22 protein-coding genes are annotated in these 20328 nt (G+C 53.6%); 7 read left to right on the top strand and 15 right to left on the bottom strand.

The features are described 5' to 3' along the window. Positions 1–90: 90 nt before the first annotated feature. The 3 genes from WLZ34_RS04775 to WLZ34_RS04765 form a co-directional block, all read right to left on the bottom strand. Positions 91–1245, bottom strand: a complete 1155-nt coding sequence (locus WLZ34_RS04775; protein WP_434730939.1) for an AAA family ATPase — start codon at positions 1243–1245, stop codon at positions 91–93. Positions 1246–1276: 31 nt separating this feature from the next. Further along, on the bottom strand, positions 1277–2098 hold the full coding sequence (locus tag WLZ34_RS04770; protein WP_434730938.1) for a Snf7 family protein: 822 nt from the start codon (positions 2096–2098) through the stop codon (positions 1277–1279). Between the two features lie 66 nt (positions 2099–2164). After that, entirely contained in the window at positions 2165–2860 is a 696-nt protein-coding gene (locus tag WLZ34_RS04765) for a CdvA-like protein (protein ID WP_434730937.1), read from the bottom strand. Between the two features lie 218 nt (positions 2861–3078). Here WLZ34_RS04765 and WLZ34_RS04760 point away from each other — a divergent pair, with 218 nt between their 5' ends. Then, complete coding sequence (locus WLZ34_RS04760) at positions 3079–3324, top strand: hypothetical protein (RefSeq protein WP_428727163.1); 246 nt, start codon at positions 3079–3081, stop codon at positions 3322–3324. Between the two features lie 10 nt (positions 3325–3334). Here WLZ34_RS04760 and eno read toward each other — a convergent pair whose 3' ends face one another. Further along, positions 3335–4651 carry a phosphopyruvate hydratase gene (gene eno / locus WLZ34_RS04755; RefSeq protein ID WP_434730936.1) on the bottom strand — a complete coding sequence of 439 codons (1317 nt, stop codon included), beginning with the start codon at positions 4649–4651 and terminating at the stop codon, positions 3335–3337. A 70-nt stretch (positions 4652–4721) separates the two neighbouring features. On the opposite strand from eno, the gene WLZ34_RS04750 reads away from it, so the two are divergent. The 3 genes from WLZ34_RS04750 to WLZ34_RS04740 are packed head-to-tail and all read left to right on the top strand — an operon-like array spanning position 4722 to position 5745. Then, positions 4722–4991 (top strand): hypothetical protein, encoded by a 270-nt coding sequence (locus WLZ34_RS04750; protein WP_428727165.1) that lies wholly within the window; start codon positions 4722–4724, stop codon positions 4989–4991. Then, a complete protein-coding gene (locus WLZ34_RS04745; RefSeq protein ID WP_434730935.1) occupies positions 4988–5281 on the top strand; it encodes a chromatin protein Cren7 in 294 nt (97 codons plus the stop codon). The genes WLZ34_RS04750 and WLZ34_RS04745 overlap by 4 nt, the downstream gene beginning before the upstream one ends. Continuing rightward, positions 5278–5745, top strand: coding sequence for a signal peptidase I (locus WLZ34_RS04740; RefSeq protein ID WP_434730934.1), 468 nt, complete (start codon positions 5278–5280; stop codon positions 5743–5745). Before WLZ34_RS04745 ends, WLZ34_RS04740 begins: the two co-directional genes overlap by 4 nt. Here the strand turns inward: WLZ34_RS04740 and WLZ34_RS04735 are convergent. The 4 genes from WLZ34_RS04735 to thsA form a co-directional block, all read right to left on the bottom strand. After that, complete coding sequence (locus WLZ34_RS04735) at positions 5731–7779, bottom strand: DNA topoisomerase I (RefSeq protein ID WP_434730933.1); 2049 nt, start codon at positions 7777–7779, stop codon at positions 5731–5733. The genes WLZ34_RS04740 and WLZ34_RS04735 overlap by 15 nt on opposite strands. A 56-nt stretch (positions 7780–7835) precedes the next feature. Then, positions 7836–8891 carry a site-2 protease family protein gene (locus tag WLZ34_RS04730; RefSeq protein ID WP_434730932.1) on the bottom strand — a complete coding sequence of 352 codons (1056 nt, stop codon included), beginning with the start codon at positions 8889–8891 and terminating at the stop codon, positions 7836–7838. After that, on the bottom strand, positions 8848–9162 hold the full coding sequence (locus WLZ34_RS04725; protein WP_428727170.1) for a DNA-directed RNA polymerase subunit K: 315 nt from the start codon (positions 9160–9162) through the stop codon (positions 8848–8850). Before WLZ34_RS04725 ends, WLZ34_RS04730 begins: the two co-directional genes overlap by 44 nt. Before the next feature lie 75 nt (positions 9163–9237). After that, positions 9238–10899 (bottom strand): thermosome subunit alpha, encoded by a 1662-nt coding sequence (gene thsA, locus WLZ34_RS04720; protein ID WP_434730931.1) that lies wholly within the window; start codon positions 10897–10899, stop codon positions 9238–9240. A gap of 117 nt (positions 10900–11016) precedes the next feature. On the opposite strand from thsA, the gene WLZ34_RS04715 reads away from it, so the two are divergent. Beyond that, complete coding sequence (locus tag WLZ34_RS04715) at positions 11017–11370, top strand: thioredoxin family protein (RefSeq protein WP_434730930.1); 354 nt, start codon at positions 11017–11019, stop codon at positions 11368–11370. Between the two features lie 8 nt (positions 11371–11378). On the opposite strand, the gene WLZ34_RS04710 is transcribed toward WLZ34_RS04715, so the two are convergent. The 7 genes from WLZ34_RS04710 to WLZ34_RS04680 all read right to left on the bottom strand — a co-directional run bounded on the left by WLZ34_RS04710 (position 11379) and on the right by WLZ34_RS04680 (position 18272). Beyond that, a complete protein-coding gene (locus WLZ34_RS04710) occupies positions 11379–12059 on the bottom strand; it encodes a hypothetical protein (protein WP_428727213.1) in 681 nt (226 codons plus the stop codon). Between the two features lie 138 nt (positions 12060–12197). After that, complete coding sequence (locus WLZ34_RS04705; protein WP_157864667.1) at positions 12198–12524, bottom strand: hypothetical protein; 327 nt, start codon at positions 12522–12524, stop codon at positions 12198–12200. A 63-nt stretch (positions 12525–12587) separates the two neighbouring features. Beyond that, positions 12588–13538, bottom strand: a complete 951-nt coding sequence (locus WLZ34_RS04700) for a metallophosphoesterase family protein (RefSeq protein ID WP_434730929.1) — start codon at positions 13536–13538, stop codon at positions 12588–12590. A gap of 9 nt (positions 13539–13547) precedes the next feature. Further along, complete coding sequence (locus WLZ34_RS04695) at positions 13548–14441, bottom strand: hypothetical protein (RefSeq protein ID WP_434730928.1); 894 nt, start codon at positions 14439–14441, stop codon at positions 13548–13550. Between the two features lie 302 nt (positions 14442–14743). Next, on the bottom strand, positions 14744–16675 hold the full coding sequence (gatE, locus tag WLZ34_RS04690) for a Glu-tRNA(Gln) amidotransferase subunit GatE (RefSeq protein ID WP_434730927.1): 1932 nt from the start codon (positions 16673–16675) through the stop codon (positions 14744–14746). Then, positions 16668–18020, bottom strand: a complete 1353-nt coding sequence (gene gatD / locus WLZ34_RS04685) for a Glu-tRNA(Gln) amidotransferase subunit GatD (protein ID WP_434730926.1) — start codon at positions 18018–18020, stop codon at positions 16668–16670. Before gatD ends, gatE begins: the two co-directional genes overlap by 8 nt. 93 nt (positions 18021–18113) lie before the next feature. Continuing rightward, entirely contained in the window at positions 18114–18272 is a 159-nt protein-coding gene (locus WLZ34_RS04680; protein WP_014736729.1) for a 30S ribosomal protein S30e, read from the bottom strand. 97 nt (positions 18273–18369) lie between these two features. On the opposite strand from WLZ34_RS04680, the gene WLZ34_RS04675 reads away from it, so the two are divergent. Beyond that, a complete protein-coding gene (locus tag WLZ34_RS04675) occupies positions 18370–19581 on the top strand; it encodes a C/D box methylation guide ribonucleoprotein complex aNOP56 subunit (protein ID WP_434730925.1) in 1212 nt (403 codons plus the stop codon). Between the two features lie 6 nt (positions 19582–19587). Then, positions 19588–20289: a fibrillarin-like rRNA/tRNA 2'-O-methyltransferase gene (locus tag WLZ34_RS04670; protein ID WP_434730924.1), complete on the top strand. Its 702-nt coding sequence runs from the start codon at positions 19588–19590 to the stop codon at positions 20287–20289. Positions 20290–20328 lie beyond the last annotated feature (39 nt).

Genomic DNA, 20328 nt, shown 5'->3' with positions numbered 1-20328 from the left:
TCTACCCCTGAGCCGATCACGAGCTCAAGAGGCATGACTCGCTTCATCGCCTCACCAATAATGTTCTGCAAGGGGGTTTATGAACTAAGCTCACGTAGCTCCGTGTTGCTCATACCATATCTTGTAGGCCTCGATCATCTTCGGCGATATGCTCGGCTTCCTTCTGTTTATCACCTGGACGAAGTCCTCCATAGTGAGCCTCCTCTCGACGCTGCCCGAGGTCTTCCCGTCTTGCCTCTCGTTCAACTCCTCCGCGATGTTGTTCTGCACCTCTTTCACGATAGAGGCGATATCGGCGGAGCTGTACCCCTCGGTCATCTCGGCCAGCTTGTCTAGGTCCAGCTCGTCGGCTTTGTAGACGTTAGAGAGCTTGTCGATGTAGTACTTGAAGAGCGCCTTCCTGATTTCCCTGTCCGGCGGTGGGACGTACACCCTCTTCTCGAACCTCCTGATGAAGCCTATGTCGAGTTTCCACGGCTTGTTGGTGGCACCTATTACAAACAGTGGTAGCTTACTGTTTTCTTTCTCCTTCAAACCGTCCATCTCCATCAAGAACTGGTTCCGCATCCTCTTCTCGCCGCCGACCTCGTCGCTGTACTCTTGGAACAAACCGTCTACTTCGTCGATGAAAATGATGACCGGGGTACCGCTAGAGGCGATCTCCCTGGCCTTGTTGAACACTTTGGCTACGTTCTTCTCCGACTCTCCAAGCCACTTGCTCATAATCGTCGCGGGGCTCACGTTTATGAGCGCAGCGTTTATCTCGTTGGCTAGCGCGATAGATATCTCCGTCTTCCCGCAGCCGGGTGGACCAAATAGGAGTATGCCTTTGGGCCACCCGAGCGGGTATAGGTGTGGCGTCTTTACAGGGTAGATGACGGCCCTCTTCAGGGCCTTCTTCACGTCTTCCAGGTCGACTAGGTCGTCGAACTTCTTCTTGTTACTCCTCTTGTCCGGCATCAAGACCTCTACGTCGTCTTTAGAGGCGTCTCCAGGTGAGCCCCCAGCAACGCTGGCCTTTTCCATGTGTTTCTCCAGTATTTCGATTCTCAGCTTGTACTTGGCGATCAAGTCCTTGTAGAAGTCTGCGAGCGAGTTGTCCGGGTAGAGCGATAAGTACTTGGAGAAGAGCTCGATAGCGGCCTTGTAGTACTTTATAGCCTTCTCGTACTCCCCCTTCTTGTCTAGCTCGACCGCGAGCCTGGCGTACTCAGTGCCTTTCTCGACTAAGTAGTGCATGGCCATCGGGTACACCCCGAGGAAAAAGTGAGTCAGTTTAGTATCGCTTAACCTTAATTATTCCTTTCTCCTCTAGGTACCTCAGCGCTTCGAAGACCTTTTCCTTGCTCACCCTAAACTTAGACGTAAAGGAGGGCAGGTCTAAGATCCCGCCGCTACCCCTCAGCTCGTCGAGCACCCACTGAGCAACGACGTTTGTAGGGACGGGCGTCTCCACGGCCACTTCTCTTTTTTCTACTCGACCCTGCCTACTTGAGAGAGGAGTCTCCGTAGGTGGGAGAGGCGGTAACTGTGCGGGGGCGGCCGTTTTCGCGTCCCCTTGCGCCTCCTGGACATGCTTCTTAGGTAGCGGTAAGGTTAGCGTAGATGACCCCAGGTTGGAGACCGCCATTATACTGGAGACCTTCCTCTCGACCTCGTTGAGCATAGTCGTGAGCTCGGGCGCTATCCTCTCTACTTCGGGCCTTAAGTCTTGTAGCTCCCTTATGACCTCTGGCAACATCTTCATGGGCTCTTCGACTAGTGTCAGTGTCTCGAGCCTGTACCTCACCCTGACGAGGTCGTAGGTGACCTTCTCGAATATGGCCATTAGGCTAGAGATGTGCTTTATTTCCTCGTCGAAAATCGCTTGGAACTCCGTCTTCCCGTCCTGGGCGGCCATCTTAGACCTCTTCGCGTGCTCGTCTACGACAGCTTTAAGGCTCCTCTTCGAGGACTCCAGGCTGTTGATCATCCTCTCAAGTATGACTATGGCGTCGTAAAGGTTCTTGGTGGTGGGGTCTTTGGGTTTCAAGGCCCATATTATCCTAGACAGCAAGCCTCCCCGGGCCACAGCACTAGACATGGACAAGCTTAACACCCTGCCGTTGAAGATATGGCTTTAGGAAGGCTTTTAAAAAACCGTCGGAGTCTTATCCCGTTAATACTAGCCGCCTTCGATCACGACAACCGGCATGGGCTGGCCAGAGGGTTGCTGCTGAGGTTGAGGAACGGGGGTCGTCTTAATGGATAGGTCTACGGGCTGGCTTTCTAACGCCTCTATCTTGTCTAAGTGTTGCTTGACGCTCTCCTTCTCCATCTCGCAACTCTCTAAGTGTCTCCTGATCTGCTCGCTCGCGGCTTTGTAGGCTTTTTCAGGTATCTCGCCCGAGAGGTAGCTCACCTTGATACTCGTCATAGCCTTCTCTAGCTCGAGTATCGTGTCCTCCAGCTCGTGTATCCTCTTTCTGAGCATTTCCTTTACGTTCTTAGCGTCTTCCTTCACCTTCATCAGGCTCTCGTCAAGGGACTTCTTGAAAGAGTCGTAGGCGTGTTTCGGTAAGTCCTTCCTAGCGTTGAGCTCCTCTAGCGCCGCTATCCTTTTCTTAAGCCTCAAAATCCTGTTCTCGAGCTGAACAGCCATGAACTCCCACTCGGGTACTAGGACTATGTTCCCGTTCTCGAACCTAAACCTCTCTATGTCTACCTGCTTGAACTCCACATCGCCGAGGCTCACCTCTAGCGACCTTACTTTACCGTCCGCGTCACTGTAGAAGCCGACTACGTAACCAAGCCTTCTACCGTAAGGGTCTACAACTGGCTTACCCAGGTACTCGTCGATCTGGTCTACTACTATCTCCATACTAACACCTCTCGACCGACCAGTTATCCCCATGAGATCCGTTATAAACGACCGGGCTGAGGGAGGCCTAGAGCAGTAATAGAACCCGAGGCCTCCTCAGAAGCCTGGTGCCTGGCATCGCCGCTCGGCGTTCCACGCTTTTAACCGTCATCATCAAGATAGCGTAAGAGCCTCCCTCTTTTTAAATCTAACAGCCCGACTCTAGGGAGGGGAATGGCATGGGGCTAGGAGTGGCGTCCCAGGTATTCAGTGGTGTAGCTAACGCGCTATCGGGAGCCGGAGGAGTAGGGGCAGTACTGTTCTTCGTAGGGCTGGCAATAATACTGGTGATAGCACTGTCGCTGCTAGTAGTAGGACTCGTGAGGCTGATCAAGGCACTACCAAACATGAGCGTGAGTGCATTCCTCAAACTAATGGTGGTCACGGCCGCCGTCTTGATCGTCCTAGGGCTAATCCTTCCATGATTTTTTACGGCTAGGGCTTCCTCGGAAACACGGTGAAGCCCGGGTATACCGGCTTTTCGACCTCCTCCTCTATCTCCAGCAACCTGTTGTACTTGGCCGTCCTTTCACTTCTAGCTGGAGCGCCCGTCTTTATAAGCCCGGCTCTTACGCCAACAGCGATGTCGGAGATGGCCGTGTCCTCGGTCTCGCCGCTCCTGTGGCTTATTATAGTCCTGTAGCCCGCCGTCTTTGCCATGTCCACAACTGTGAACGTCTCGCTCAGGGTGCCCACCTGGTTTACTTTGACCAATATAGCGTTAGCGGCCCTTGTAGCAATACCCCGGCTGAGCCTTTCAGGGTTTGTCACGAACAGGTCGTCGCCGACGATGAGGATCTTAGAGCCAAACTCGGTCGTAAACCTAGCGAACGTCTCGAAATCCTCCTCGTGGAACGGGTCCTCGATGCTGACTATCGGGTAGTCGCTTACCAGCCCAGCATAGTACTCCAGTAGCTTATCGCTCGTGAGCTCGGCCCCCTCAACAACGTAAACGCCCTTGTCCTGCTTGAAAAGCCTAGAGCTCGCCACGTCGAGAGCTAGGGCTATCTGGTCGCCCGGGCTATAGCCCGCCGCTTTTATGGCCTCCATTAAGAGGTCTAGCGCGTCTCTCGCCCTCTCTAGTGGCGGCGCGAAACCGCCCTCGTCTCCCACGTTAGTGGCCATCGGCCCGAACTTGTTCTTCAGTATGTTCTTAAGCTCGTGGTACACCTCGACGCTCGCTCTAAGAGCGTCGCTGAAGCTGGTAAACCCGGCGGGGACGATCATGAACTCCTGGAAGTCGAGCTTGTTGCCGGCGTGAACCCCCCCGTTTATTATGTTGAGCATGGGAACCGGGAGCACGTTCGCCTGCTTACCACCTATGTACTGGTAGAGCGGTACCTCCATGGTGTGAGCCGCCGCCTTCGCGACCGCTATACTGGTAGCAACTATAGCGTTACCGCCGACTCTCGCCTTGTTCTTCGTCCCGTCGATCTCGACCATCTTCATGTCGATCTCGTACTGTTTTCTAGAGTCCATCCCTATGATCACGGGGGCTATCATCCTGTTGACGTTCTCGACCGCTCTCTTAACACCTTTACCGTGAAACTCCCTACCGCCGTCCCTTAGCTCGAGAGCCTCGTGTGTTCCGGTGGACGCACCGCTGGGCGCGTAGCCCACGCCTACTCCAAGGCCCTCTGTTACAACCTTCACCTGGACTGTTGGGTTCCCCCTGCTGTCGAGAACCCACCTACCCTTGACACGCTTTATTAGGAACGCCTCGTCATACTCTGAGTGGTAAACGAGGTACACTACACTCACCCCAGAGGAGTACGCTATGTCTCCAGCTATGGTCTTAGAAGTAATAACTTTAACTCTAGTAATGGTAGCCTACGTCCTGTTCACCAGTTTCTCCTACGAGAAGATAAAGAACAGGGCTATCTACGTGGCATACCCGTCTACTCTCCTGTACTTAGCACTCGTCGTGGTGTCGGCCAGGAGAGGGGAGGTCGCCTACCCAGCCCTAGTGGGCCTCGCTGTGGTCGTGGCCTACTGGTTGACAGGTAAGCTGGCCCGAGGGTTGGCATCACTGTTATTAACTCCATTACTCCTATACTTAGCATTAATCCTAGCATTAAGGGGTCTGCCATGAGTAAGCAGTTGTCGTGCCCCAGGTGCGGGAGCACCGACGTCGTGGTCGAGAAGACGTGGCAACTGGTATCACCGCTGCCGGACAGCGCTGGCAGGATAACGATAACCGTCATGGGCATGGTCAAGTGTAATAGGTGTGGACACAGGTGGAGGGCAACGATCAGCAAGCTGAAGGTCGGTGGAAGCGGTGTTGAGATCGAGGGCGGTAAAAGGTTCGAGGAGAAAGAGGAGAGGAAACCCAAAGAGATAGTACTCGACGTAGACGAAATCCTCCGCGAGGAGGGGCCTTGAGGGGCCTAACCCGGGCTGTTCTTAAGGCCCTGACACTTGTACTAGTGGTCGCCGTCTTAACACAAGTACTCCTGTACTTGATAAACAGCTCGCAGACGACGGTAGCCGTTGTAGAGGGCTCGAGCATGTACCCTCTCATGAGAGAGGGAGATCTCGTCTTCGCTTACCGCCCAGCGCCCAATGAAATCAGGGTCGGCGATATCGTCATCTACAGGGCTTACAACAAGCTGATCATACACAGGGTGATAGATGTCAGAGTAAAGAACGGGGAGTACTACTACGTAACCCAGGGCGATAACAATCCTATACCAGACTACATATACTTCGACGTCGTCGACGGGGTCCCTGTAGGAGTGTCCTACAGCAGGATCGTCGGGGTGGTCCTCTCGGTGGAGGGGCACACGTTTAAGGTCCCGTACTTGGGTTACCTCGCGATATGGTATCACGAGCTAGCCAAGTCCTAGGACGTCCCCCCTAAGGACGGCCTCGGCTACCTCCTTGACCCACTTACCGGTGGACTTAGACTTCACCACCTGCTTCAGGTAGTCTTGGAAGGAGACGTCCTCTCTCCTAGACCACTCCAGGTAGCCTTCCTTTAACCTCTTATACGCCTCGTAGTGATATCTACACATATTGCCGGACAACGCCTGCCTACCGCATATTATGCACTTGCTGGCCGGGGCGATCAGACCGAGCCTTATTGCCAGCTCCTTCCCGACACCGCTTTTCCTCGGCTCGAATTTCTCGATCAGCGAAGACAATGTCTGCTTGGCTTTCTCTACCACGATGCTGCGAGATGTCTTACCTGCTCTTATGTCCTCGAGGGACTTCTCGAACTCCCTTGTCAGCTCCACCTTGGTTAGCTCGGGGAAGAACTCCTCTATGACTTCGATCACCCCGAGACCCAGGTCTGTTATCTCGACCCCTTTAGAGCTCATCTTTAAGTAGCCCCTGTCAAATAGCGTCTCGATAATTCTAGCCCTTGTAGACTCGGTCCCTATCTCAACAGACTCCATCCACTTGAGGATGCTCATTTTAGTAGGCTTATTGGGGGGCTTACTCGACATTCTCTTCAAATCTACCTCGACGACCCTGACCAACTCCCCCTTCCTGAACACGGGGATCCTTCTCTCCTCGGGTGTGTGGAAGTAGTAGTACGATAGCCACCCTTTCTTGACGAGGTACTGTCCCTCGCTGTAGAACGTCTCGCCCGGGACGCCTGCGGAGAAAACAACCCGCTGCCTCACAAGCTCGTAGGGGCGGCTGAAAACCGCAAGGAACCTCCTGACCACTAGGTCGTAAACTTTGAGCATATCTGGAGGGAGGTTGTGCGGGGGCTTGACACCTGTTGGGTATATCGCCGGGTGTGCTGGGTCGTCTTTGGGGCCCTCTCTCGGTTTCAGGCGACCGCCTGTCTCGGATAACAGTTGGGCTACGAGGCTCCTGTAAACGGGGTTCTCGGCTAGTTGGTCTAGTATCGTCCTGTAGTTCAGCGTAGGCGGGAGTTTCTGGCTGTTTGTACGGGGGTAGCTTATCAACGCCTCTAAGTACAGCCTCTCGGCGATCTCCTGTGTTTTGTACGGGCTGAAACCATATATTCTGTACGCCTCCTCCTGGAGGTCGCCCAAGTTAAACGGGAACGGAGGTAGCACCGAGACCTTTTCCTCTGTGTAGTCCTCGACTTGAACGTGCTTCTTTTCTTTTATTAGAGAGGCCACCCGGAGTGCTTCACGCTGGGTTTCGAATACTCCTTTCTCCCTCGAAGCACTGACTCTCGCACTGTTTTTCTCGACTACTATGCTAAGCAAGAAGATTGGGTACGGTATATGGTGGTTTCTCTCGGTCAATTGCTGGGCAACGTATGCTAGTGTTGGCGTCTGTACTCTCCCAGCACTAAGTATTACCCTTTTGCCAACAGCCCTCTCGACAGCCGACATCAGAGCCCTGCTTATGTTTACTCCCCACAACCAGTCGAGTTCGTGCCTCGCTAGCCCCGCCTCTATCATCTCGTAGTCCAGCCTGGTCAGTCTCTTAAACGACTCTCTCAGCTCTGCGGGCGTCAAAGACGAGAACTTCGCCCTGAGGGCCCTCTTGGGGTCTCCCAGGAACTTTATTATGAGGAAGCCTATGACCGAGCCCTCGATGTCGTAGTCGCAAGCATTGATGTAGTAGTCCCTGCCCCTGCAAGCCTCCACGAGCGCTAGGTAGAACTTCTTTATGTACAGAGACCTTTTGTCGACCTCGAACGAAGGTGCCCACTCGTATGAAAAAACGGGGTAGCCGGAGAGCTTCGTTGATAGGTTGAAGATGTGCCCCGCCGCGCTTGCGACCGTCACCTCGAGACCGTTGCCCTTGTACACGTATAGGGGGATCCCCTGTACCGCGATCTTACGGTAGCTAGGCAGGACGGCAGACGCGATCTTGCTGGCAGCTTTAGGCTTCTCGGCTATAATGACGACCCTGCCTCTCAGTTGCCACAAGTCTACGAACGACGTCACATAGTCCACCGTGCGGGTCTACGGGGGGCCTCTGGTTACATCGGTACATGTTTATATTATGGGATAGGGGCTGTTAAAGCGAGCAAGACCAGGTACAGCGCTAAGTAGATCAAGTTGTGAGACTCGCTATACTGGTTAGCCGAGCCAGGGTGCTGGTACCTGCCGAAGAGGAGCTTGAACAGTAGAGCGATGATCCCTATCCACAGGTATATTCCGTAGAAGATGCCGAGCGACATCAATAAGGCAATGCTAGCCCAACCGGCGAGGTCGTACAGAGACGGCGACAAGTAGCTCCTGAGAACGTGTCCGCCGTCCAACTGCCCTATCGGGATGAGGTTTAGGAATGTCACCAGGAAGACTATGTAGCTTATGAACGCAAGCGGGTGGACGAGTATAGTGTAACCCTGGGGAACCATGAAGTACTCGAGTACCTGGAAAATCAGCGGGACCCCTGCGAGTGGCGACGCCAAACCTGCCTCGATCATTGACTGTGCTTGTTGAACAGTTAGGGGTTGCGATAAGAGGATTCCAATAGGTGCTATGACTAGCCCCGCCAAAAACCCGAAGAGGGGGCCTGAAATCCCTATTTGAGACAAGCTCTTCTTATCCGGCGGTATGGTCTTCATGCTTATGACAGCCCCGAAAGTGCCTATGAAGCCTAGCTGTATCGGGGGAGCCGGAATGAAGAACGGCCCCTCGATCAGCACGCCGCTCCTCCTGCTCGCTAGAATGTGGCCGAACTCGTGAACAGCCAGGGCGACTATGAATATGACAGTGTAGACGGCACTCCAGGCGACAACGTCAGCCGTGACAGTGTAGAAGGACGCCGATAGGCCGAGACCTGTGGCGAAGACTGTGACCATAGTGGCGAGCAAGAGAGGGATCTTCCACCTAGACCGCTTACTGCTGATCGGTATAATCCTGAAAACCGGCTTCTCGGACTTCAACTGTACTGCCATGTAGCCTTTCTTTACCAGCTCTCGATATACCCTGTTAAAGAGTTCTTCGCTCAATGGTTCTACGAGTATTACGTCTGCTACTTCGCCTAGACCAGCCGAGTAGTACGTGCTATAGCCTTCTACTCTGACCCCAGCTGTCGAGAATAGATTCAAGATATCGCTTAATATCGTCTGTAATAAGCTTGTTGACTGGTACGAGCTCTGTGCTTCCATCAACGCCCCTCCTCTTAATAGACATTGGCAACAGTCCTCTTATTAACTCAGCTATGGCAATCGCGACAGGGTCTTTTATGGGGAAAGATGAAATGTCGAAAAGGGGAGGGGCGCCGTAGGCTAGCTGGAGCGCTCTAGCCCCTACAACGCGCGCCACTTCAAACCGCGTGAGCTTGCTGTAGTAGAGCTTCTCGGTCTCAGACGTCGACATCTAGAAACACCGTATTTTCAATAAACACTCAGCATGGAGAACTGGGATTAGTTGTTTGGTTAAAAAACGTTTCCCTTAAAAGCTGGTCTTACCGAGCGATGTCTCTTCCTCTTCCTTCTTCTCCTTCTTCTCCTCTTTCTCCTTCTTCAGCGGGCTGGCGGCAATTATGTCGTCTATCTTCAGTATCGTGACTGCGGCTTCGGCAGCTGTCTTGATCATCGAGTTCTTCACAAGCAGCGGCTCAACGACGCTGATGGCGCTCATGTCCTCTCTCACAACACCATTTATGACGTCAATCCCAGCGTTGACTTTGCCCTCGCTGTGGTATTGCCTCAGTTTCATCAGGGTCTCCAGCGGGTCTAGACCGGCGGTCTCTGCTAGTATCAAAGGTATCTCCTCAAGGGCGGAGGCAAACGCCTCTATAGCCAGTTGCTCCTTGCCTCCGATCTTTGCGGCGTAGTCTCTAAGCTTCAAAGCGACAGCTATCTCTGTGGCTCCACCGCCCGGGACTATCTTAGGCACCCTCAACACGTTCCTCAGGACGTTGAGGGCGTCCTTCAAGCTCCTCTCTATCTCGTCGAGCACCATGTCGCTGGCTCCTCTTACTAGTATGGTGACCGCCTTCGGGTTCTTGCAGCCCTCTACGAACACCATCTTGTCGTTACCCACCCTCCTCTCCTCTACGAGTGCGGCGTAGCCTAGGTCTTCGGGCTTCAGGTCTCTCACGCTGCTGACGATTTTACCGCCGGTCGCTCTCTCGAGCTTCTCGAGGTCGCTCCTCTTAACCCTCCTCACGGCTAGTATACCCTTCTTAGCCAGGAAGTGCTGGGCTACCTCGTCAATACCCTTCTGAGTAATCACAACGTTAGCACCAGTAGAAGCGATCTTCTCCACCATGTCTCTCAGTATTCTGGCCTCCTCCTCGATGAAGGCGTTCATGAGCTCAGGGCTCGTGATGTTTATCTTGGCGGTGATCTCGGGCTTCTCCACCTCGAGAGCTGCGTCTAGAAGGGCTATCTTCGCGTTCTCCACCCTCCTCGGCATACCAGGGTGTACGACCTCCTTGTCGAGGACAATACCGTACACCAGCTGGGTGTCGAGGACGTTACCGCCCTTCTTCTTCTCTATCTTGACGTCGTCGACCCTGAAGTCGTACGTCCCATCCGGCTTCTTATCTGCGACGGTCAAAGCCGCGTCTATCGCCATGTTCGTCAACTTCTCGCTTACTAACGGTCCACCGATGTACTTGCTTGCTATAGTGGTGGAGACGACCTTCTTGAGCGTCTCTCTATCAGAGGGGTTGACCTTGAGGGCGATCTCGTCTAGTATTCTAAGGGCCTCCTTGAGGGCCTTTGTGTATCCCTCAATTATAATCGTGGGGTGGATGTTCTGGTCTAGCAACTCCTCGGCCTTCCTAAGGAGCGCGCCTGCCAGGACGACCGCCGACGTCGTCCCGTCACCAACCTCGGCGTCCTGGGCTTTCGCGACCTCTACCAAGAGCTTAGCCGCCGGGTGCTGAACCTCCATCTCCTTCACTATTGTAGCACCGTCGTTAGTGACGGTGACGTCGCCGAAGCTGTCCACGAGCATTTTGTCTAGTCCTCTCGGGCCTAGGCTAGTCTTCAGGACCTCGGCTAGAGCCCTGGCAGCCATGATGTTTGCTCTCAATGCCTCCCTTCCAACAGTCCTTTGCGAGCCCTCCTTCAGTATTAAGACTGGAATACCATACATTGCCATACTAGACTACCACCTGGGAACCAGTTCGCATAGAAGTGATGATATTACTTCTATATAAACCTTTCTCAGCGAGTTAATAAAGGTGGTGAAGTAGAGTAGAAACCAAGGGATTAGGCGTTGAGCGTCGAGCTGACAACCAGAGAGGAGCTTGAGCGGGCTCTATCCATTGAAGAGCCTGTGATTGTTGAGTACTACGACCCCGACGTAGAGGAGAGCAGGTTCTTCTCAGAGGTAATAAAGGAGTTGGGGAAGGTGGCCGACCCTAGGTTGCTATTCTGCCGTGTGAACGTCAAACAACACGAGGAGCTCGCCGATGGCATAGGAAGCGTGCCGGCAGTGAGGGTGTTCTACAAGAAGAGCGTCATCTTCGAACAAAAAGGGTGTTTCGGAGACCCCAGGCTCGACTTGATGGTTTTGAGGCGCGGGATTAGAGCTGTGTTCGAGAAGGTCAACCTGCGTTTCAGGATCTAAGAGGTCTCCTATATAGGTTGACTTCTACCCTCGATCTCCTCCACGATCAGCGCGACCTCGTCCGACTTCAAGTATACCTGGAACATAACAGTTGGCTTGGGAGGCCTGTACAAGGGGTGGTAGACCCCGTCCTCCCCGAGTAGCACGTATCCACGCTCGACGGCTAACCTGAGCTCGCCTACGCTCGCCGTCTTAACAAAACTATTGAGTTTATCGCTAAAGTCGAGGGCGTCTCTAACGTACTTCTCTGTTACGACGGCTCCGCAGACAAGACAGGAATAGTCCGGCATTACCGAGTTAAAACCGCACTTAGGGCACTGTACTGGTGACCTGATCCCATACTTAGTCCAAAGGTACTGAAGGGTGGCGATCAGGTCCTCCCTACCATACTCTTTAGCCAGCTTGTATAGCCTGCCGACCTCGGCGATGGCCGCCCTACCCCCACTGTAGACGATGTACTCGAGCTGCTCGCGTGTAGGTCTCTTTATCAGCTCAAGCATCTTTGCCGATACAAGCTCGTCGACCTGGGGCTTAAACCTCTTGATCCTCCTGAGAACCGTGTCCACGTCTGGTTTAGAGGAGAGACCCTGTGTAACAAAGTCAAGCACCTCTAATACGATCTTCTTGGAGGTTTCCTCGTCTAGACCTAGTTGAGAAAGCCCTAACGCGTCGTTAACGTACCCGTACATCTTGTCCAACAGATCGCCCGCTTCGAAAGTCTTCTTCCTGGTGGCTTTACGCCTCGTCTTAGTCTCGGACTTCTTCTTTTTCCTTACTTCTTCCTCTGCAGACTCCTTTTTACGAGTTCTACGAGGAATGAGTACCCCCTACGAGTACTCCCTACTAGAAGACCGGCTCTCGAGGGCTCCGGAGTCTCTCTCCTCTATGTACTCGGAGATCAGGTAGCTGAGTATCAGCTTAGCCACCGAAGACCTCTTCCTGAGCTTCTCCAGTATTTTCAGGTATTTTTCCGTTCTGTTCTTTTTACCGGCTTTACGAGCGAGCCTCTTCACAATGAAGTTCAGTATGTCCTCGTACTCGGACTCTATGTCCACCTTGTCCTCGTAGTACTCCTCGATGATCTCCTCGATCATGTCGCCCAGGAGCTCATCGGTCATGTCCATCAAAGTGTCGAGGACCGATTGTCCGACCACTTCAATTGCGCCCCTGCTTCATAACACGATATTAAGGTAGCATTCCTTATAAATTAAACTCCGTTAATAGGACTCGAACTCTAGTTTGTCGATCACTCTCCTAGATATCACACCGACCCTCATCAGCTCGTACTTAAACCCAGCACCCGTCTTGACGATCCTCAGTAAACCAGTAGTCCCTAAGTGGTATGGGGTAGGCGCGCTGAAGACCGTTATAACTCTCCTCTCGTGGTTGATCCTGTAACCCTCTACAGCCTCATGCCCTCGAATTATGAGCTTGACTTCAGCTATCTTAAGGAACTTGTCGGTGAACTTCTGTCCGTAGAAGAAGCCAGCTCCTCTCACAGACTCCACTAAATACGTCTCCTCGTCCACCGGGTCGCTCCAGAGCACCGTCTCCAAGTCTAGGTCGTCTAGCATAGGGTCTCCTACGGAGAAGGCCTCCTCGAGAGTGCTCGCATGGAGCGTCCTGAATGGGGGTCCACCATGTAACAGCACGGCCTCGCCTGGCAGGACAGCTACTACTGGTAACTTGTCGAAGAACTTGTATAAGAGGTGGAGGGCTTCGCTCGACTTCTCGGGCCCGAAGTACTGTGAGACCCTGTAAGGTAAGTCGTGGGGGTAGGGTAGCAACCACCTCGGGGGTTCATGATTACCTCGCAATAGGATAACGTCGCCCGGGTACCTGTCTTTCAACTCGAGCAGTAACGCGAGCGTTTCTACCTGGTAAGACCCTCTATCGACGTAGTCCCCGAGGAAGACCAGCTTAACCCCTGTGCCTAGTTTCTCCGGAATACCGATGGTCTCGAAAACCAGCTTGACGCTCGAGTAGTCTCCGTGTACGTCTCCGAGCACGTAGAGCTCGTTGAAGGAGTTCTCATCTATCTCCACGAGTCCGGGGATCCTATACCTCACACCGCCCCCTGTGTAGTTAAGTTTACTGGCTACCCGTCTGAGGGTCTCGGCGAACTCGCTGTGTGAGAGCTTAACGTCCCTGTACGATTTTAAAACCAAACTCAGCCCCTACGCTCTTATCAAGTAGATCTCATAGCTGGTGAAATTAAAAACGTCGTGACCAACGTCGGCGGCGTATAAGTGCTGGGGGCTGACCCAGACGTGAGATACCGATATGAGCGGGGAGCCCTCGATAACGTTCACCTGATCCACGCCTGTAACCACGTTTATCTTGACTAACTCGTTTAGCAGTTCCCGCAAGGTCGAGAGATTTGGCGCCGAAGAGACCATGATAGCGTAGCTTCCCCCCTGCCTGAAAACCAGCCTCTTCTTCGTCAGCCTCCCATCCACATGCCTATAGTAGTGGTTGAGGAAACTCGAGAAGGTGACTCCCAGCCCGACAAAGCCGTACAGCTCGGCCAGGGTGAGCGGTTTAAAGGGCGGGTTGTAATGTCTGAAGAGCGTTAAGAGCGTTACTTCGTCGACTTTGTCTAGCTCGGATACCGGCTCTCCTTCCGCAACTTCGTCGAGCCTCAGTAGCTCTATTTTATCACCGTCCTCTACAGGGACAAGCACGTCTCTGACTCTCCCGTTGATTACTGGCTTACAAACGTACCTCACACCGCTCTCCAGTCTCTCTCCTAGACCCCTACCATACACCAAGATAGCGGGTCTCGAGGTGAAAGAATAGTAAGCAACGTCGGGCTTCGCGCCCCCCAAACAAAACTTGGGAGGGATTTTCTGTGAGACGCTTATTACTGCGAAGTCCAGAAACCCTATTTTGTGCAACGCTACGTGGTAATACTCTCTCAGTAAACCTAGTTTAAAACCTCGTCTGACAAGCCTCGTCAGCTTCTCGTACGGAACGCTGATCTCGGCGCTGATCTCTTTCAGGGAGCGATACCTCAGCGACGCAGAAGACACTTCTCTCAGGATGCCGACTATGTCGTCTGGGCCTGCCATGGAAACACCCGAGAAAGCTGGCGGCCGACACGTATACCCGGGCCCTGTTCTCGAACGCGATTTGAAGTGCCGGGTGCACACCCCCTCCGCAGGTCGCGGGTATCAGTGTATGTGGGCTCAGTGGCTACCATTCAGATCATCCACGGTCAACAGCGGCCAAGGTTCTTCACAGCCCTATCAGCACGCTCGTGTATCTTCACCGGTCGTTCGATGGACCTCATCACATGCGTAGAGCGCTCGGCCAAATGCCTTCAAATCATTGACTTATCATAGACGGGAGTACTCCTCATCGCTAGCAGTTCTCACAGTATGTTTAATTCTTTGAGCCTCCTTTTAACGATATCCGCTACAACAGAGCCCTCGACTCTACCCCTAAGAGCCTTCATCGCCTCGCTCATAACGATATTGAAGGCTTTGTCACGCCTTGCCTTCAACTTTTCCAAGTTCTCCTTCACGATTTTGTCTACTATGTCGAGTACGTCGCTCTCGGAGACCCTGCTCAAGCCTAGCTCTCTAACGACCTCCTCGACGTCCCTACCGGGCTCTTTAGAGACCTCCCTTAGCACGTCCGGTATGGCGTCTTTCACCAACTTGCCCGTGGCTACGAGATCTATGACTTTCTCTATGTGCTCGTCCTCTATGTTCTCGACGCGAACCCCCTCGTTCTCGAGCATCCTCAACGTGTTCGCTATAGTCGAGGCGATCAAGACTGGCGGTACCTTCCCCCTCCACTTCTCTACAAGCCTCTCATAGAGGTCGAGCCTTATGTCGTTTATGACGCTGGTGGCTAGCTCCCTGCTCAACCCGTGTTCGCGAACAAACCTCTCTAGCTTCGCTTCGAACGGCTCGGGGGCGAGACGCTTCGCAGACTCGATCAGATCGCTCGTTATCAGTATAGGCGGGATGTCTGTTTCAGGGTACATTCTTGCCCCTCCGGGCCTAGGTCTCATGTACCTCGTCGTGCCGTCCGGGTTCGCAGCCCGAGTCTCCTCGGGAACGCCGTCGAGGGCAGCCTTAGCCCTTTCTAGGACTACCTCGAGAGCCTTCAACGCCTTGCTTCTCTCGTCGACCACCAGTACGAATGCGTCCCTCTCCGGGTCGGCTCCCAACCTTCTATAGACTTCGTTGACCTCTCCCACTGTTATTCCATACCCCGGTAGCTCATCGCTGTGGATCAAGCCCCCGACCCCAGCCCACACCCTCGCGTAGTCGGCTAGCTCCGTACCGAATCTTCTACCAGGCTGTAACTCGAGGCCGAGTAGACCCCTGAATCCAGCAAGCTTGAGCCCGTAGACTACGGCGTTCCTCTCCGTGAGGAGCCTCTTGATCAGCTTCGACTGAGTGTTCCTGAACAGGTTGGTCAAGTCTACGAATACTGCTCTGAGACCCTCTTTGTCTACTCCCCTCCTACGTAGCTCTTCTCTTATCTCCAGGAGCCTTAACTGCCTCAACACCTCGTATTCTACTACTCTCGGAATCATGTAAAGGTGTTGAATACCTTTGATCTCGACCTTGCCCCCACCGGCAACACTTATGTTCACATCCTGCCTGATCGAGCCCAAACCACGCTTAGCTCTACCCGTCAACCGGACTAGCTGACCTATCTTGAACGCGACTCTCCTAGCCTGCTCCGGGCTGTGAATATCTGGCGCTGTTGCTATTTCGACCAGCGGGATACCAAGCCTGTCAAGCTTATATTCAACCTCATACTCCGACTCGCCTACTTTCCTGGCCGCGTCCTCCTCTAGGCACAGGGTCTGGATACGCACCCTCCCCTCCTCGTCTTCGAGCCAGCCATTCATCGCAATCAGGCTGGTCCTCTGGAATCCGCTGACGTTGCTACCGTCTATCACTATTTTCCTCATGACATAGACTTCGTCTACGATTCTCATGTTCAGCGATAGAGCTACAGCTAGAGCTACCTCGAGGGCCTCTCTGTTCATCTGGTGAGGTGGTTCTTCGTCGGCCTCAACGAGGCAAGAGGCTGAGCGGGGGAAATCGTACTTGAACCTCCTGCCCTTCTTCCACTCGAGGACGGCTGCCGGGTCGACCTCGCCCATCTCGCTTCTGCTAGGCCTCAACTCCCTGTAGAAGACGTCTACCGCGCCCTCCTCCACTAGCTTGGTGGGGCAGCCACAGAACAGCTTCTCCCGCGTGTCCAACTGGACGTGAATCTCCAGCCCAACCCTTAGACCGAGCTTCTCGTAGTCGAGGCCTTGAACCACTCTACTCATACGACCACCTCGGGTAAAGGTCTAGCGTGTGCCTGTAGTTTATCTCGCCCTCGAGGTTGGTCAACATCCACTTCCTGACCTCCGCGATGTCCCTCGTCTTGCTGGCTAGAACCCACGAAAGCTTTACGTAGGCTACTTCCGGCAACATATCCTCTGCTGGAATAACCCCGGCTTCGAGGAGCCTGCGCCCCGTGGAATAGACGTTCAAGTTCACCCTGCCAAAGAGGCACTGGCTCGTCATTACAACGGGGACTCCGCTCTCGACGGCCCTCTTTATCGAGTCTACTAGCCTGTTCGATATATGTCCTAGCCCGCTCCCCTCAATGACTATGCCGTGGAAGCCCTTGTCGACGAGCATGTCGATTATCTCGTCCTGTACCCCGGGGTAGGCCTTAACCAAGGCAACCTTGTCATCGAACCTAGCCTCCAAGGCGGGTGTTCTCGTAGGGTCTCTACTCTTTAAAATCCTCCCAACCTGTTTGACCTCCAAGGTGTAGGGGTTCACTAGGAGTATAGGCTTGTCGTTAATCGACTGAAAAGCGTCCCTCCTGCTCGTGTGCATCTTCCTTACTTTAACTCCTCTGTGGACGGCTATCAGGTCGTCAGAAGTAGAGGCGTGCATTGCGACAACCGACTCCGCTATCGGCGCTCTTGACGCGGTTATAAAAGCGCCTTTAAGGTTTAGTATGGAGTCGCTGCTTGGCCTGTCACTACTCCTCTGAGAGCCGACGAACACGACGGGGACGGGCTTGTCCCTGATAGCGAAGGCCAGCGCCGCGGCGGAGTAGGACATCATGTCAGTGCCGTGAGCTATGACAACCCCGTTCACGCCTTGCACCATCTCCCTGTAGACCTCGTTCGCGAGCCTCTCCCAGTCGCTGGGAGTTATGTCTTCGCTGAACACCCTCATGACCTCTCTTGCCTCGAACACGGCTATGTCGGACAGGTCAGGGGCCCACTCCGTGATCTCCCTAGTCGAAAGCGCTGGGACGACAGCGCCCGTCTCGTAGTCTATCTTAGAGGCTATCGTACCCCCTGTACTCAACAGTACGATCTTAGCCTTGCTCTCTACGGTCCCCTCCGGCTGTGCTACCTTCTCTAGTCCGGCCTTCTTGGAGGTCAGGATTACCTGCGTCCTCTCGTCGACTTTTACTCCTATGTTGTAGCCGTTTTCCAGCTTTATGACAAGTATATCCTCGCTCGCTCTGACGGTGTACCTCGGCATCAACACTCCTTCGAATACCTCACCATCCTTCACAACTCTGACTCTATCACCTGGCTCGACCCCTATGCCCGACAACAACGCGGCTAGTCTCCCCGTATACCCGTGGTAGACAAGCACCATTTCCCAGCTCCCTAGCCAGAAAAACAATAGAGTTTCGTGGAGTAAAATAACTGTCGTCTAACACGTCTAGGGTTCCTAGCTCTAGGAAAAACCCTACATTACAGTAGGCTTAGAGGCCGGGGCCAAGACTCTCCTCGCGTACTCTACCCTGTTCCTGACTCTCGGCGGCTTGTTCTTCCTACCCTTGGGCGGGATCTTGGGCGTTTGGCTCCTGACCTTGCCCGCCTTCGTAAGTGAGCCGTGGCTTGGCATACATGACCACCGCTGTTTTACGCTACTAGAACTATTTGTTTTGGGGATATTTAAATAAGAGTGTTCTTAAAGTAGAATTAGAAGGTTAGGTGAAAGAATGGCCGCAGTTTATTTTACGCAGAACGTGCTAGGGGCGTTTTTGCTCGACGAGGAGGGGAAAAGGCTAGCAGAGAGCCTGTCGCCTTTCAAGACTAACGAGATAATAGACTACCTCATAGACCTCGAGGAGGGCAAGGTGACACAGCAAGCGAGAGAGGTGCTCGAGAAGGCGAAGTCTATGGGGTTCAACGAAGTAGTCGTGGAGACTATAGAGGACGGGAAGATCGCCAGCTCCCTTGGCTTAACTCCGAGAGTCGACGTGAGAGCTAGTGCGATAAGCAGGTTCAAGGAGAGGCTACAAGACTTGGCCGTAGAGCTGGGTTTGAGTAGTTCTACAGACGAGTTCTACGCGAGGTTGCACGAGATATCGCTCGAGCTGTCCCGCAGGAAGCTCAGGAAAGAGGCCCAGAAAAGAGACCTACTCGCGATCCAAGCTATAAGGGCTATAGACGACATCGACAAGACCATAAACCTGTACGTGTCTAGGCTGAGGGAGTGGTACAGCATACACTTTCCCGAGCTAGACGAGCTCGTCAAAGACCACCACGACTACGCAAGGATAGTCTACGAGCTTGGGGACAGGGAGAACATTAGCTACGAGAAGCTGAAGAAGCTTGGCTTTAGCGAGGAGCTGTCCACGAAGATATCCGAGGCGGCGAAAAAGAGCATCGGCGCGGACCTGAGCGATTTCGACATTGAGTACATAAAGACTCTCGCCGGGATCATACTAGACCTCTACGAGCTCAGAGAGACCCTCGAGGGTTATATCGACGCGGTAATGAAAGAGGTTTCACCAAACGTCACCGCTATCGTGGGTAGTAAGTTAGGCGCGAGACTTCTCAGCCTGGCAGGTAGCCTCGAGAACTTGGCAAAGCTACCTGCTAGCACAATACAAGTGCTCGGGGCCGAGAAAGCCCTGTTCAGGGCTCTAAGAACGGGCGGTAAACCGCCGAAACACGGCGTGATATTCCAATATCCTGCCATACACAAGAGCCCAAGGTGGCAGAGAGGCAAGATCGCCAGAGCACTCGCAGCAAAGCTCGCTATCGCGGCCAAAATAGACCTCTACACAGGCAGGTTTGTAGGGGACAAGCTGGTTAAAGAGCTCCAGGAAAGAATCGAGGAGATTAAAAACCTGTACGCGAAGCCGCCCGCTAAGAAGCCAGAAGAGGTTAAACCAAGCAAGAAAGGTAGACAGAAGAGGAGGTGAAGTGGTTTGAGCGAAGTGGCCACCATTAAACCCCACGAGAAGTACTACGGAGTTTACGTGGTAGAGCTCGAAGACGGGAGCATGAGACTGGCTACCAAGAACCTCGTCCCAGGCCACAGGGTCTACGGCGAGAGGCTCTTCAAGTACGAGAACGTAGAGTACAGGGAGTGGAACATGTACAGGAGCAAGCTAGCTGGCGCCCTCGCGAACGGTTTGAGCGAGCAACCGATTAGAGAGGGAGACTCGATCCTGTACCTCGGAGTCGCTACGGGCACTACTGCCAGCCACATCTCCGACATAATAGGACTGAAGGGCAGGATATACGGGGTGGAGTTCGCGCCCAGGGTCATGAGAGAGTTCGTGGCGCTCGCAGACGTAAGGAAAAACCTCTACCCGATACTCGCCGACGCCAGGAAGCCACAGCTGTATAGGCACGTGGTGGAGCTGGTCGACGGGATATACGCCGACATTGCCCAGCCAGAGCAGGCATCCGTGGTGGCGGACAACGCGGATTACTTCTTGAAGCACAACGGGTACTTGCTACTAGCCATTAAGGCGAGGAGCATCGACGTAACGAAAGAGCCGAGCGAGGTCTACAGGAGAGAGATCGAGACGCTGAAGAACAGGGGCTTCGAGATAGTGGACGTAGTCCACTTGGAGCCCTACGACAAGGACCACGCTATGGTCTACGCAAGGTTCAAGAGGTAAAAGTTTTAAGTGCACCCTCGGGCTTTAGCCCGGTGTAGT

This window comes from Thermogladius sp. KZ2Tp1, assembly GCF_051131135.1.
Taxonomy (GTDB): Archaea; Thermoproteota; Thermoprotei_A; order Sulfolobales; family Desulfurococcaceae; genus Thermogladius.
This window is presented reverse-complemented; position numbering and strand designations above follow the sequence as displayed.